The sequence below is a fragment of the Pseudodonghicola xiamenensis DSM 18339 genome, from assembly GCF_000429365.1.
GTDB classification, from domain to species: domain Bacteria; phylum Pseudomonadota; class Alphaproteobacteria; order Rhodobacterales; family Rhodobacteraceae; genus Pseudodonghicola; species Pseudodonghicola xiamenensis.
In genome coordinates this window covers 1-13,474 of record NZ_AUBS01000055.1, presented here as the reverse complement: position 1 = coordinate 13,474, position 13,474 = coordinate 1, and the positions used below count along the sequence as shown (strand labels likewise).

Genomic DNA, 13,474 nt, shown 5'->3' with positions numbered 1-13,474 from the left:
CGGTAGGGGATGTTCACGGCCAAGGTCTTCTGGCGGCGAGATAGCGTGCTGAAGTCGGGCACCGTCCAGTTCAGGCCGACCAGCCGTAGCAGGCTCTCGACGACCCCGGTCGTCTGCCGGAGCGCCATGCCGAACAGCACTTTCATCGAGAGGCACGTCTGGATAGCGGCATCTCTGTAGGTCTGCTGGCGGCCACGCCTGCCTGTCGGCGCGGCATCCCAGCTCATCTCGGGGTCAAACCAGATCGTCAGCGAGCCCCGGCGCTTGAGTGCTTCATTGTAGGCTGGCCAGTTCCTGGTCTTGTAGGTCGGGGGTATGGGTCTGCTCATGCATCCCAGCTACCACCCTGGATTCGCGAGATGAATCCCTCACCCGATTTGTGCAACAGAGCCGGTCAACGTGAAAAGCTGGAAAAAGAATGGGGCGAACAACCGAACTTCTTCCTGAAACTCCGCGAGAAAGCAGAACGAGTGGAAAATCCGCTGGCGATCGCCACCTCAGTCACCGGCAAATTAGTCTCGGCCAGCAGCATCCTGGCATGGGCTAACCGCCGCTCCGATAGGTACTGCGCCGGGGTGATTCCCAGGTGCTTGCGGAACAGTCGCTGCACCTGACGCATCTCAACCCCCAGGTGCTCGAGGCAACTGGGCACGTCATGGCCCAAGTCGAAGGTCTCGTCAAAATAGGCCGTTGCTACCAAGATAGTCGGGTTTCGAGTCGCCATGCGGGCCGCCGTGGACGAAATCTGGCCTGCCCCCTCGGCCCGGTTATGAGACAGCAAGCACATTTCCATCACCTTGCGCGCGAGGTCCGGCCCACACCAATGTGCGATCAGGTGCAACGCTAGGTCGGCCGAGGCCACGCCCCCCGCGCTGGTCAGGATCCGGCCGTCGATGCAGAACACCTTGTGCAGCGGTTGCAGCGCCGGGAAGGTCTCGGTGAAGCCGGGGATATTCTCCCAATGCAGGGTGAAGCGGTGCCCGTCCAGGATCCCGGCGCGCGCCAGCGCATAGGCCCCGGTGCAGATCCCGCCGACATTGCGCCCGTGCCGCCACTGCACCCGCAGCCAGTCGCCGATCGACTTGCCCATGGTCAGATGCGGTGTCACCCCGCCGCAGACGAAGACGTAATCCTCGTCCACCTCCCTGGGCAGTGTGCCGTCCACGGCCAAGCTCAGCCCGGTCGAGCTTTGCACCGGCTGGCCGTCCGCCGAATAGACCATCCAGCGGAACAGTTGCTTGCGGGTCAGCTGGTTGGCGATGCGGAACGGTTCCACCGCAGATGTGAAGGCCAGCATGGTGAACTGCGGCACCAGCACGAAGGCCAGCGCCAGTTCCGGCACATCCGCCACGCTGGGCACATGCGCCGCTGCGCCCGGCGCGACGTAGCTCCTAGTCGATGCGGTCGGATCGGCCATGGCGAACCCTCAGGTCTCGGCCACCAGCACGCCCGCGTCCGGCGCCCAGCAGGCCAGGACCTCGGCCCCATGCGCCATGACCTCGGGCCCGCCCACCCCCGGCGCCGGCACCCGCGCGACCAGCCGCAGCCCCGCCTCGGTCTCGACATGATACTCGATCGCCACGCCGTGAAAGGTCGCCAAAGCCACCCGGCCCGACAGGGCATTCTCGTCTCCGGCGGGCTGCCCCGTCCGCAGGGTCACTTCTTCGCCTCTCAGCGCCAGGACACAATCCCCCTGGATGCTGCGATGCCCCCGCAGGCGCAGCACCGGACCGGCCCGGGTCACGAAACCGTCGCCCCGCCCCGTGTCCGACCCAGTATCCATCCTCGTCATCCGCCCCGGCACCAGATTGGCGACCCCCAGGAAGCCGGCCGCGAAGGCGCTGCGCGGACGACTGTAAACCTCGGCCGGCGGCCCCGCCTGTTCGACCCGGCCGCGATGCATCAGCACCATCCGGTCGGCGGTGCTCATCGCCTCGTCCTGATCGTGGGTCACGAAGATCGTGGTCAGGCCGAGCGCCTGCTGCAACTGCCGGATCTCGATCTTCATCTCCTGCCGGAGCGAGGCATCGAGGTTCGACAGCGGCTCATCCAGCAACAGCACGTCAGGCTCGACCACCAGTGCCCGCGCCAAGGCCACCCGCTGTTGCTGCCCCCCGGACAGCTGGCGCGGATAGCGGTCGCGGAAGGCGCCCAGCCGCACCCGCTCCAGCGCGCCGGTCACACGGGTCTCGATCTCGGCCCGGCCGAGCTTCCGCATCTCCAGCCCGAAGGCCACGTTCTGCGCCACCGTCATGTGCGGGAACAGTGCATAGTTCTGGAACACGAACCCCATGTTGCGCCGGCTGGGCGGCAGGGCCGAGACATCGCGTCCCCCCACCGTGATCAACCCGCTGCTCAGCGGCACGAAACCTCCGACCATCCGCAGTGTCGTGGTCTTGCCGCAGCCCGAGGGCCCCAGCAGCGCCACCAGTTCACCGCTGCCGATGCGCAGCGACATGCTCTCGACGGCAACCGTCGCTCCGTAATGCTTGGCAACCCGGTCCAGGACGACGTCCGACATGTTCTCTCCTCTGGGGCCCTCAGAAGGCCCGGTGCAGTTTGACGTAGCGGCTGGTGACCAGCAGCAGCAGGGTGACAAAGGTGATCTGGGCGGTGGCCACGGCCCCGATGGTCGGGTCGAAGTTCCACTCGAGGTAGTTGATCAGCGCGATTTGCAGGGTCGTCCGCCCCGGCCCGACCAGAAACAGCGACTTTTCCAGGTCGATGAAGGAATTGACGAAGGCGAACAGCCCTCCCGCGACCACCCCGGGCCAGATCATCGGCACCGTGATGCGCAGGAAGACCACCCGCGCCGGCGCCCCCAGGCTGGCCGCCGCCTCCTCGACCGACTGGTTCATCCCGGTCAGCGCGGTGGTCACCAGCTTGACCACCCAGGGCAGCGCGATCAGCCCATGCGCGATGATCAGTCCTGCCAGCCGGCCGGCCACCTGCACCCCGCTCAGCAGCTCGACCTCCAGGTAGAAGACGAACAGAGCGCTGCCGCCGACGATCGCCGGGACCAGCATCGGTGCCATCAGCAGGGTGGTGATCGTGTCGCGCCCGGGGAAGGACCCCCGCACCAGCGCCATGCTGGCGGGGATGCCCAGCACCAGCGCCAGCACCGTCGCGCACAGGCTGATCTGCAGGCTGGTGAAGAACCCGCCGCGAAAGTCGCTCATCGACCAGGCGCGGCGGTACCAGTCCAGCGTGTATCCCTCGGGCGGGAACGACAGGATGGGGTTGGAAAAGAAGCTCATCCAGACGATCAGCACCAGTGGCAGCACGATGAAGCCGATGACGATCGTTGCGATGGCGGCATAGGTGAAACGGATCATGCGGCGGTTTCCTTCAGGCCATCCAGCGGCGGTAGCGGCGCTGCACGGCCAGGGTCAGCCCCACGGTCAGGCCCAGCGTCATCCCCATCAGCACGAAGGCCAGGGCGGATCCGAAGGGCCAGTTCATCGCCTCGGTGATCTGCTGGTAGACGGTGGGCGCCATCATGTGAAACTTGGGCCCGCCGATCAGCACCGGCGTCGCATAGGCGTTCATCGACAGGGTGAAGCACAGCACGCAGCCCGCCAGGACCCCCGGCAGGGTCAGCGGCAGGACGACGCGGCGCATCGTGGTCAGATGGCTGGCCCCCAGGCTGCCCGCCGCCTCTTCCAGGGTGGTCTCGATGCCCTCGAAGACGCTGTTCAGCGTGATGATCATGAAGGGCAGCAGCACCGAGACCAGGGCGATCATCACCCCGCTGGCGGAATACATCAGCCCCAGCGGCCCGGAGATCCCCAGCCGCGCCAGCCCCGCGGCCAGCACGCCGTGGTCATTCAGGATCAGCATCCAGGCCGAGGTGCGCACCGCATTGCCGATCAGCAGCGGCACCAGGATCAGCATCAGCAGCCGCGACTTGGCCGCCCCGGTCGGGAAGCGTGCCAGATAATAGGCCACCGGCAGACCCAGGATCAGGCAGATCGCGGTCGACAGGGCGGATATGGCGATGGTCCGGCCCAGCACCTCGCGAAAGAACGGGGTCTCGAAGAACCGCAGGTAGTTGTCCAGGGTCAGGGCGCTGACGATCAGCGTCTCGGGATCGAACCGGTCGAAACTGGTCCGCAGCATCAGGGCAAGCGGGGCGATCATGCCGGCCAGGACGAACAGCACGGCCGGCAGGACCGGGCCGCTGCCACGCAGCCGCGCGGCGGGAGGCGGGGAAGAGGGCATCGGGGTCTCCGGAGGCGGGCGACGCCCTCGCGCCGCCCGCCTGTCAGCTTGGTCAGGTGTCAGTCGCGGGCGAAGGACTGGGTCCACCAGTCCAGCCAGTCGGCCGTGTTGCGAGCGACATAGGCATAGTCGGGATAGCGCAGCGCGGCCCGCTCGGTGTCCGAGAAGTCGATCGTGTCGCGCAGCTCGGGGCTCAGCTCGGCCCGGGTGTTGGCCGGCGCATAGAAGCTGGCCTCGGACAGGCGCGCCATGGCACCGGGGTCCAGCATGGCGTCAAGATAGGCATAGCCGCCGTCCCGGTGCGGGGCGTATTCCGCCAGGCAGGCGCCGAACACGGTCGAGATCGCCCCCTCTTCCGGGTACTGGATCCCCAGCGGCATCCCCCCGGCGGCCCATTGCAGGCCCCGCGCCTTGTAGTTCACGGCAATATCCACCTCGCCATTGGCTAGGCCGGTCTGCAGCTGCTGATGCGCGGCATAGAGCCTGGGCCGCTGGGTCGCCGCGAAGTCCAGCATCCTGTCCTTGCCGGCATCGACCGAGGTCATGTCGCCCTTCGCGACCAGACCGCCCATCATCATGTAGTTGAAATACAGCTGGTTGGTCAGGCCGATGCGACCGGCCCACTCGGGTTTCCACAGGTCGGCATAGGACCGCGGCGGCGCCTTCACCTTGTCGCGGTTGTAGATGATCACCACCCCGGAATAGAGCCAGGGAATGAAATAGGGCGCCTCCAGCCCCGGCACGATATCCGCGGCATTGGGGATCTTCGCCATGTCCAGATCGGCCACGACACCCTGATTGTGCATCTCGAAGGCATCGGCGCTGTTCAGGTGCACCACGTCGACCGAGGCGCGACGGATGCGCTTCTCGGTCATCAGCTTGGCCTTGCGGTCGGCCTCCATGCCCAGGTCATGAGACAGGACAAAGCCACGGTCCTCCAGCAGCGGCTTCTCCATCAGCCGCTGGGTCCGGTCGTTCCAGTCGCCGCCCCAGTTCGAGACGACGATCTCTCCGCCCGCCGCCCGGGCCTGGCGCCCCGGCAGCATCAGGGCGGCGGCACCGCCGGCCATGCCGGCGACCAGCGCGCGGCGCGAAAGCGTGTAGTGGGTCATTGGTCTTCCCTTTCGGTGGAGGTTGCAGAGGCGCGGCGCTCGAACCGGCCGCCGCCGGTGTGAACCCAGCTCAGGTTCTCGGTGGTGGCCAGGGCGCCGACCTGATCCCCGCGACGCATCACGATCAGGTACAGCACGAAGCCCAGCGGCAGGCCGATGACGAAGGCATAGCTGACGAACCAGGCGGCCACCGCGCCGGCCACCAGCCAGACCGCCAGCGCCGGCAGGTTGAACCCGGCGGTATAGCGGAACGGCCCGTCCGGGTCGTAAAGGCCCGGCACGTCGACCCGGCGGCGCCGCAGCACGTAATAGTCCGCGATGACGATGCCGCCGATCGCCGACAGGAAGGCACCGTAATAGCCCAGGAAGACGAACAGGTTGTTCAGGATCAGCCAGGGGAAGCACAGCGCGCCCACGATCCCCGCCAGCACCACCCCCAAGCGATAGTTCACCAGCCGCGGCGCCAGGTTGACGAAGGTCAGGGCGGCGGGGATCAGGTTGGCCGAGTTGTTGGTCGACCACTGCGCCAGCACCACCAGCACCAGCAGGACCACCAGCGTCAGGCCCTGGCCCTGGTCCTGGATCACCTCGACCGGGTTCCAGTTCCCCGCCGCGATGAACGAGATCGCCCCGATCCCCGCGATCAGCGCCTGCGTCACCGGCAGCGCGACCAGCTGCGCCAGGAAAATGTTCCGGTTGCGCCGCAGGAAGCGCGCCTCGCCGGGCACCGCCTTCACGAAACGGGTCAGGTTGGGAATGTCGATCGCCAGGGTCGACCAGAACCCCATGTTGGTGATGAACAGCACCGCCAGGGACATCTCGCCCGCCCCGCGGAAGGTCCAGATGTTCACCCCCTTGGTCTGGGCCACGCCATCCAGGGTGAAATACATCCAGACCGAGATCGCGATGATCGCCGGCGCCGCCAGCGCGGCCAGCTTCTCGACCGCGCGGATGCCCAGCGCGGTGTTGATCACCTGCACGATGGTGAACAGCACGTACCAGACGGGCCAGTTGTCGAAGCCCAGGAAATACTCGCTGATGCCATTGATCGCCAGCGCGCCCAGATAGGTCTGGATGCCGAACCACAACGAGGCCACCACCCCGCGCGAGATCGAGGGCAGATGCGTCCCGTGCACGCCGAAGGGCGCCCGCAGGTAGACGGCGAAGGACAGGCCGTGCTCGGTGCCGATGTCGGCGGTCAGCGTCATCACCACGCCGATCACGACATTCGCCGCCAGGATCGTCAGGATCACCGTGCCCAGCCCGATGCCGCCGCCGATCCCGGCCGCCCCCAGCGAATAGGTCGCGATGATCACGGCAATGCCGATGAAGATCCAGGCATAGCCCCACAAGCCGATCGAGCGTTGCTCCAGCGTCGTCGGCAACAGCGCCTCTTCGACAAGCGCAGTTCTTCCGGGCGAGAAATCTCCCGCCTTGCGTGCCATTGTCATGGCAGTCTCCCTGTTGAGAAGGGGCCGGCCTCTTGCGGGCCTGACCCGGGTTGGGGGCCGCTAGCGCGCGGCCCTGATCCTGTCGCGCGCCTGCTCGGTGGCCAGCATGTCCACCGTCTCGCTCTCGGTATCCACGATCACGCCATAGACCTCGCGTGCGCGCTCGACCGAACAGAAGCCGTCCAGCACGTCGTCCAGCACCTTCAGCGCCGGGCGGTTCAGCGGATCGCCATAACCGCCGCCGTTGGGGCTGTAATAGGTCATCACCTCGCCCTCACCGACCGCCAGCCCCGAGAACTTCGAGGGCATCTCGCGCTCGGTCCCGTCGGCGGCGCGGATGGTGCAGCGCCCGACGCTGCCCTCGGTGCCGCCAAAGATGCCCCAGGGCGCATCGGTGTGGCGTTCGGATTCATGGGTGATGAAGCCCGGCTGCAACATCCGCTGCGCCTTGACCACGCCGATGCCGCCGCGGAACTCTCCCGCCCCGGCCGGCATGTCATCGCGCAGCTCGTAGCGGTCGCAGATCATCGGCAGGTGCATCGCCAGGTCTTCCAGCGGGTTGTTGCGGGTATTGGCCATCAGGTTGTCGATGCTGTCGGGGCCGTCCGACCTGGGCCGCCCGCCATAGGCGCCCTCGTTCACTTCCAGGAAGACCCAGTAATCCCCCGAGGGGCGCACCCCCGAATAGGCCGCGAAACTGATCGAGGCCGAAGACCCCGCGATCACCGTCTCGGGCATCACCGGCGCCAGGGCGCGGATGATCAGGTCGATCATCCGGTTGCACTGCGTGAACCGGGCCTCGGCCGAGGCGGGGAAGCGCGGATTGTAGATCGAGCCCAGCGGCGCGGTGACGGTGATCGGGCGGAACGAACCCTCGTTCGACGGCACCCGGCTCTCGGATGTGGCGGTGTCCAGCAGCAGCTTGCGGAAGGCGGCATAGGCCGCCACCTTGGTCGATCCCTCGAAGGGCACGTTGTAGGCCGTTGGCGTCTGGTCGGCCGATCCGGTCAGATCCACCTCCAGACCATCGCCCCGTACCCGCACCGTCACTTTCACCTTCAGCCGCTGCTCGCGGTTGCGCCCGTCGTCGTCCAGCCAGCCCTCGGCGGTGTAATCGCCATCCGGGATCGCCTCGATCTTCTGGCGCATCATCCGCTCGGCATAGTTCATCAGCTGGTTCGCGGCGGCAAAGACGGTCTCCTCGCCATAGCGTTCGATCAGCTCGACGAAACGCCGGGCCCCCAGCCGGGCCGAGGCGACCTGCGCCTCGATATCCGCGATCAGCTGCTGCGCCGCGCGCGAGTTGCGGCGGATGTAGTTCCAGATCGCCCCGTTCGGCTCTCCGCCACGGTACAGCTTGGTGCCGGCGAACAGCATCCCCTCGGCGAAGACATCCGGCACATCGATGATCAGCCCCGGCGTGGCGGCGCCGATGTCGACATGGTGGGCGGTATTGCCGGCGAAACCGATCAGCCGCCCCTGCAGGAAGACCGGCACCACGATGGCCAGATCCGGGGTATGCGACGAGCCGTAATAGGGGTGGTTGTGCACCACCACGTCGCCCTCGCGCCATTCCCCGTCCTCCAGCGTCTCGGCGATGCCGCGCAGGTAGGCGGGGATCGACCCGATGTGCATGGGCGTCGATTCCGACTCGCACAGGGTGTTGAAATTCAGGTCGAACAGGCCGGCGCCCAGGTCCTGACTCTCGCGGATGATCGACGAGAAGGACATGCGGTACAGCACATGGCCCATCTCCTCGGCGATGGTCTCGAAGGCGCCCCGGATGACCTGAAGGGTGATCGGATCGACCTCGGCGGCGGGTTTTGCGATCTTGTTCATCATGTCCTCTCAGGCGCCGATGGCGCGGATGCGCGTGTTGCCATGCTCCAGCACCTCGGCCAGGTAGCCGGGCGGAACCAGGGTGGTGCTGTCATGCTGGACCAGGATCGCCGGTCCCTCGATCCGGTCGCCCGCGAACAGCCTGCGCCGGTCATAGCGCGGCGTCTGCAACGTCCGCCCGTCATCGAAGGTGGTCCGGCGCGAGAACATCAGCGCCCGGTCCGGGCTGGACCCGTCGGTGGTCTGGATCCGCGCCGCCTCCATCCGCCGGGCCTCGGCGGACCCGATGGCGCGCAGGGTGATCAGCTCGACCTCGGCCTCGGGATAGGAATAGCCATAGTCCAGGTGATGCCGTTCGTGGAAACTGGCGACCACCCCGGCCTTGTTCTCCAGCGTCAGCAGCTCGGGCATCTCGGCCCTCAGCTCGAACCCCTGGCCGGCATAGCGGCACTCGGCCACCAGCTCGATCTTCTGCGCCGCGCGGTCGATGCCATCGGCGTCCAGCTCGGCCTGGACCTTGTCGCGCAGGGCCGCCGCCTGGGCGTTGATCTGCGCCACCGCCCCGGCATCGGCGCGGGTCAGCTCGCGGATCACCGCATCGGTATGCTCATAACGCAGGTCGCTTTTCAGCAGGCCCACCGCGGCGGTGATCCCCGGCGCCACCGGCACGATCACGTCGCGCGCATGCACCGCCTCGGCCAAGGCCACGCCATGCAGCGGACCGGCCCCGCCGAAGGGCATGATCGAGAAGTCCCGCGGATCGACCCCTCGGGCGACCGAATTCGACCGGATCGCCAGCGCCATGTTGTTGTTGATGATGCGGATGATGCCCAGCGCCGCCTCGGTCACGCTGATGCCCAGCGGTTTGGCGATCATCTCGTCCACGGCGATGCGCGACAGTTCGGCATCCAGTTGCAGGCTGCCGCCCAGCGCCATGTCCGGGTCCAGACGGCCCAGCACGATCTGCGCATCGGTCACCGTCGGTTCGACACCGCCCCGCCCGTAACAGGCCGGCCCCGGCTCGGACCCCGCCGACCGCGGCCCCACCTGGAACCCGCCCGCCTCGTCGATGAAGGCCACAGACCCGCCGCCCGCCCCGATCGTCACCAGATCGATCATCGGCGCCAGCACCGGGTGGCCCGACACGAAGGTGTCGCGGGCGTTCATCACCTTCACCGCGCCGCCGGGAATGGTCGAAATATCCGCCGAGGTGCCGCCGATGTCGACCGTGATGATGTTCGGCGTTCCCGCCATCACCGCCTCGGCCGCGCCGCCGATCACCCCGCCGGCGGGCCCAGACATCAGGATGTGGATCGGCCGCCGCGCACAGGCGTCCACGGTCGAGATCCCGCCGTTCGACTGCATGATCCGCAGCTTCGACCGGATACCCGCCCCGCGCAGCCGCGCCTCGAGATCGCGCAGGTAAAAGGCCGTCTTCGGCCCGACATAGGAATTCATCGCGGCGGTCGAGAAACGCTCGTACTCGCGGATCACCTTCGCCACTTCCGACGACAGGGTGACATAGGCCTCGGGCATCTCCTCCAGGACGATCTCCTTGGCGCGCTGTTCATGGGTGTCGTTCAGGAATGAGAACATGAACCCGATCACGACCGAGTTCAGCTCCCGCTTGCGGAACAGCGCGCAGGCCGCGCGCACCGCCGCCTCGTCCAGCGGTACGGCCACCTCCCCGCCGGGGGCCGCGATCCTCTCACGCACCGCGATCCGGTTGCGCCGCCGGACCAGCGGCTGACTCTGCCAGGGCACATCGAAATGCAGCGAGAAATTCGTCGGCCGCTTGTGCCGCCCGATATGCAGGATGTCGCGGAACCCCTCGGTCGTCAGCATCCCGCAGTCCGAGCCGTTGTGCTCGATGGTGATGTTGGTCGCCGTGGTGGTGCCATGCACGATGGTCTCCACCTCGGCCGGATCCAGGCTGGCCTGGGCGCAGATCGCCAGGACCCCGTCCACCACGCCGATCGACTGGTTCTTTAGCGTCGTCGGCACCTTGTGGTAGTAGATCCCCGATGCGCATTCCAGCACCAGGTCGGTGTTGGTGCCGCCGACATCGACACCGATGCGGGCGCCATGGCGTGTCGCCTCTGTGGCCATTTCGTTCTCCTGCTGATGCCCCGGTCTTGTGCCGGGTATGAAGGACCCGCGGGGCCGCGACGACCCCGCGGGCTGGTCTCACTCGGCCGCGATCCGTGCCGCGCCAAGCCCCTCGATATAGCTGACGCAGGTGTCGACGCTCTCGACGTCGGCGAATTTCGCGTCAATGTCGAACAGGTTGTAATCTACCACGCCCGGCACCCGGTCGCCGATGCACTCGCGCACGGCAATGGTGCGGAACCCGTCCGCCAGGCCGTCGCACAGGGTCGTGCGGACACAGGCGCAGGCGGTCACGCCGGTCACCAGGATCGTGTCCACCCCCGAGGCCCGCAGGATCCCGCCCAGCTCGGTGCCATGGAAGGCCGAGGCGCGCTTCTTCAACAGCGTATACTCGCCCTCGACCGGGGCGATGCGGCTGTCGATCGCCCACAGATCCTTGTCCTTCAGGTTCACCACGTCGATCGGGATCTTGTTGTGCCACAGGCCCATGTCGGTGAAGGGCGCCTCGCGGTCGGTGATCTCGTAGGCGGTGGTGACATGGATCACCGGCAGGTTGGCGGCGCGGAAGGCCGTCAGCAGGCGCTGCATGCCGGGGATGATCTCGGCATCCATCTTGTCCTGGTCGCAGGTGAAGGGGTTGCCCGGTCGGGTCCAGGCATTGGCCAGGTCCACACTGACCAGCGCCGGCCGCTTGCCGAAGCCGACGCGGCGCTGGAAGCCACGCTCCTGGTACAGCTTGGTCGCTGCGGCGAAGGCCTGTTTCAGCAGGCGGTCCAGTTCCTTGGGATCCAGGTCCTTGGTGTCCAGGTCGCTCATGGTGTTCTCCGTCAGTTCAAGGCGTCCTGCGGCCAGCCCATCGCCGCCGCTTGATCGTACTTTCCCTGCCCGCAGCCCCGTTTTGAATTGCTACCTTCTCAATAATTATTGCACGATGCGCATCACTGGCGGCAAATTTCGGGGTTAATCACACAGAATGAACAATGATATCGGCTTCGACCTCATCCGTTCCTTCATCGTGGTGGCCGAGGAACTGAACTTCCGCCGCAGCGCCGAGCGGCTGAACCTGGACCAGTCGGCGCTGACCCGGCGCATCCAGAAGCTCGAACAGCACCTGGGCCTGCGCCTGCTGGAACGCACCACGCGCGAGGTCACCCTGACCCCGGCGGGGGAAAGCTATTTCCGCGACAATGCCATGTTGATCGCCCGTCATGACGAATCGATCGCCGCCGCCCGACGCGTCGCCCAGGGCAAGGAGGGGCACCTGCGGATCGGCTACATGGCCTTCGCCGCGACCGAGCTGATGCCCCGCGCCGTCGCCCGCTTTCACCGCCAGGTGCCCGAGATCGACGTGTCGCTGCGCTATATCAGCACCCAGGGGCAGAAGCTGGCCCTGGCCCATGACGAGATCGATGTCGGCTATCTGATCGGCCCCTTCGACCACCCCGACTTCCACACCGTCCTGCTGTCGTCCGAACTTCTCTACGTGGTCACCCCGCGCAACCATCCGCTGCTGCGCAAGTACACGATCGAGCCGCGTGACCTGGCCGGCCACCCGCTGATCCTGGGGGATCGCCGCGACTGGGCCGAGTACCGCGGCCGCCTGTCCGAGATCTTCAGCACCGAGGGGGTGACGCTGGATGTCGCCTTCGAGGCCTCGACCACCCTGGCGCTGATCGGCCTCGTCGCGGCCGGGCTGGGCATCACGATCTATCCCGAAAGCCTGGTGGGGTTTCTCGGCAAGTCGGTCGAGACCCGTCCGATCATCCACCCGGTGTTCCGCAGTCGCACGGTACTGGCCTGGAAACGCTCGAACCGCTCGGCGCAGGTCCGCAAGTTCGTCGAGATTTCAACGCAGCTACAATCTAGGTAGCGTTGACACGCCATTGCCAGAACCAGGTCGCCTTGCCCCAGGACCTGATGTCGCCGCGGCGCGGTTTAGTCGGTGCCAGCCCGGGCTGGCCGGCGAAAGCTCGACGCCGTACCTCAGGGACGTGCCTCGACCAGCTTCCGCCATTCCTCGAGAACCTTCCGGTTCCCATTCCACCAAGCGCACAGCCTGGCCGTCGTCTCGATCGCCGCGTCAAATGCGGCGATTTCAACGTCGAAATCTCCTCGCACGTCAACGCAAGGGCTGGGCATCCCGATCCCCAACTGGCCGCTCTTCGTCCGGCTCAAGGCCATGCCTCGGCCACGCAGATCATCCCGTGCCCGGATCTGGTCAAACGTCTTTCCCCAGCCTCGAATGAACAGGGTCACCTTGCCCTCTACCAACTGCAAGAAGATCGATGGAACGGGCAGGCCGGGGTGCGTCGTCGGGGACTTCTTGCCGGCGAAGTGGATGGTGTGGGACGGCTCTGTTGCACAAATCGGGTGAGGGATTCATCTCGCGAATCCAGGGTGGTAGCTGGGATGCATGAGCAGACCCATACCCCCGACCTACAAGACCAGGAACTGGCCAGCCTACAATGAAGCACTCAAGCGCCGGGGCTCGCTGACGATCTGGTTTGACCCCGAGATGAGCTGGGATGCCGCGCCGACAGGCAGGCGTGGCCGCCAGCAGACCTACAGCGATGCCGCTATCCAGACGTGCCTCTCGATGAAAGTGCTGTTCGGCATGGCGCTCCGGCAGACGACCGGGGTCGTCGAGAGCCTGCTACGGCTGGTCGGCCTGAACTGGACGGTGCCCGACTTCAGCACGCTATCTCGCCGCCAGAAGACCTTGGCCGTGAACATCCCCTACCG

At 66.6% G+C, this 13,474-nt stretch carries 13 protein-coding genes; 2 read left to right on the top strand and 11 right to left on the bottom strand.

Annotated elements, in window-relative coordinates:
* The 10 genes from G455_RS0121170 to G455_RS0121125 all read right to left on the bottom strand — a co-directional run.
* The coding region (locus G455_RS0121170; protein ID WP_028095478.1) for an IS5/IS1182 family transposase at positions 1–329 on the bottom strand (329 nt) is incomplete at its 3' end.
* A gap of 65 nt (positions 330–394) precedes the next feature.
* A complete protein-coding gene (locus tag G455_RS25025; RefSeq protein ID WP_035367163.1) occupies positions 395–1,417 on the bottom strand; it encodes a GlxA family transcriptional regulator in 1,023 nt (340 codons plus the stop codon).
* A 9-nt stretch (positions 1,418–1,426) separates the two neighbouring features.
* On the bottom strand, positions 1,427–2,521 hold the full coding sequence (locus G455_RS0121160) for an ABC transporter ATP-binding protein (RefSeq protein ID WP_028095477.1): 1,095 nt from the start codon (positions 2,519–2,521) through the stop codon (positions 1,427–1,429).
* Between the two features lie 19 nt (positions 2,522–2,540).
* Complete coding sequence (locus tag G455_RS0121155; protein WP_028095476.1) at positions 2,541–3,335, bottom strand: ABC transporter permease; 795 nt, start codon at positions 3,333–3,335, stop codon at positions 2,541–2,543.
* 13 nt (positions 3,336–3,348) lie between these two features.
* On the bottom strand, positions 3,349–4,221 hold the full coding sequence (locus tag G455_RS0121150) for an ABC transporter permease (RefSeq protein ID WP_028095475.1): 873 nt from the start codon (positions 4,219–4,221) through the stop codon (positions 3,349–3,351).
* A 59-nt stretch (positions 4,222–4,280) separates the two neighbouring features.
* A complete protein-coding gene (locus tag G455_RS0121145) occupies positions 4,281–5,333 on the bottom strand; it encodes an ABC transporter substrate-binding protein (RefSeq protein ID WP_028095474.1) in 1,053 nt (350 codons plus the stop codon).
* Complete coding sequence (locus G455_RS0121140) at positions 5,330–6,784, bottom strand: NCS1 family transporter (protein WP_028095473.1); 1,455 nt, start codon at positions 6,782–6,784, stop codon at positions 5,330–5,332. The genes G455_RS0121145 and G455_RS0121140 overlap by 4 nt, the downstream gene beginning before the upstream one ends.
* Before the next feature lie 60 nt (positions 6,785–6,844).
* The gene (locus G455_RS0121135) at positions 6,845–8,623 is read right to left on the bottom strand and encodes a hydantoinase B/oxoprolinase family protein (protein ID WP_028095472.1); all 1,779 of its coding nucleotides are present in this window, start codon (positions 8,621–8,623) and stop codon (positions 6,845–6,847) included.
* A 9-nt stretch (positions 8,624–8,632) separates the two neighbouring features.
* A complete protein-coding gene (locus G455_RS0121130; protein ID WP_035367162.1) occupies positions 8,633–10,732 on the bottom strand; it encodes a hydantoinase/oxoprolinase family protein in 2,100 nt (699 codons plus the stop codon).
* A 78-nt stretch (positions 10,733–10,810) separates the two neighbouring features.
* Positions 10,811–11,548: an isochorismatase family protein gene (locus tag G455_RS0121125; RefSeq protein ID WP_028095470.1), complete on the bottom strand. Its 738-nt coding sequence runs from the start codon at positions 11,546–11,548 to the stop codon at positions 10,811–10,813.
* 157 nt (positions 11,549–11,705) lie between these two features.
* On the opposite strand from G455_RS0121125, the gene G455_RS25020 reads away from it, so the two are divergent.
* Positions 11,706–12,602, top strand: a complete 897-nt coding sequence (locus G455_RS25020) for a LysR family transcriptional regulator (RefSeq protein WP_028095469.1) — start codon at positions 11,706–11,708, stop codon at positions 12,600–12,602.
* A 113-nt stretch (positions 12,603–12,715) separates the two neighbouring features.
* On the opposite strand, the gene G455_RS0121115 is transcribed toward G455_RS25020, so the two are convergent.
* Positions 12,716–12,988 carry a hypothetical protein gene (locus G455_RS0121115; protein WP_154664448.1) on the bottom strand — a complete coding sequence of 91 codons (273 nt, stop codon included), beginning with the start codon at positions 12,986–12,988 and terminating at the stop codon, positions 12,716–12,718.
* Between the two features lie 157 nt (positions 12,989–13,145).
* Between G455_RS0121115 and G455_RS0121110 the strand changes: the two genes are divergently transcribed.
* The coding region (locus G455_RS0121110) for an IS5/IS1182 family transposase (protein ID WP_028095467.1) at positions 13,146–13,474 on the top strand (329 nt) is incomplete at its 3' end.

Excerpts from the sequence above, each read along its gene's own strand:
- G455_RS25025 (WP_035367163.1), bottom strand. The coding sequence starts at position 1,417 with ATGGCCGATCCGACCGCATCGACTAGGAGCTACGTCGCGCCGGGCGCA.
- G455_RS0121160 (WP_028095477.1), bottom strand. The coding sequence starts at position 2,521 with ATGTCGGACGTCGTCCTGGACCGGGTTGCCAAGCATTACGGAGCGACG.
- G455_RS0121155 (WP_028095476.1), bottom strand. The coding sequence starts at position 3,335 with ATGATCCGTTTCACCTATGCCGCCATCGCAACGATCGTCATCGGCTTC.
- G455_RS0121150 (WP_028095475.1), bottom strand. The coding sequence starts at position 4,221 with ATGCCCTCTTCCCCGCCTCCCGCCGCGCGGCTGCGTGGCAGCGGCCCG.
- G455_RS0121145 (WP_028095474.1), bottom strand. The coding sequence starts at position 5,333 with ATGACCCACTACACGCTTTCGCGCCGCGCGCTGGTCGCCGGCATGGCC.
- G455_RS0121140 (WP_028095473.1), bottom strand. The coding sequence starts at position 6,784 with ATGACAATGGCACGCAAGGCGGGAGATTTCTCGCCCGGAAGAACTGCG.
- G455_RS0121135 (WP_028095472.1), bottom strand. The coding sequence starts at position 8,623 with ATGAACAAGATCGCAAAACCCGCCGCCGAGGTCGATCCGATCACCCTT.
- G455_RS0121130 (WP_035367162.1), bottom strand. The coding sequence starts at position 10,732 with ATGGCCACAGAGGCGACACGCCATGGCGCCCGCATCGGTGTCGATGTC.
- G455_RS0121125 (WP_028095470.1), bottom strand. The coding sequence starts at position 11,548 with ATGAGCGACCTGGACACCAAGGACCTGGATCCCAAGGAACTGGACCGC.
- G455_RS25020 (WP_028095469.1), top strand. The coding sequence starts at position 11,706 with ATGAACAATGATATCGGCTTCGACCTCATCCGTTCCTTCATCGTGGTG.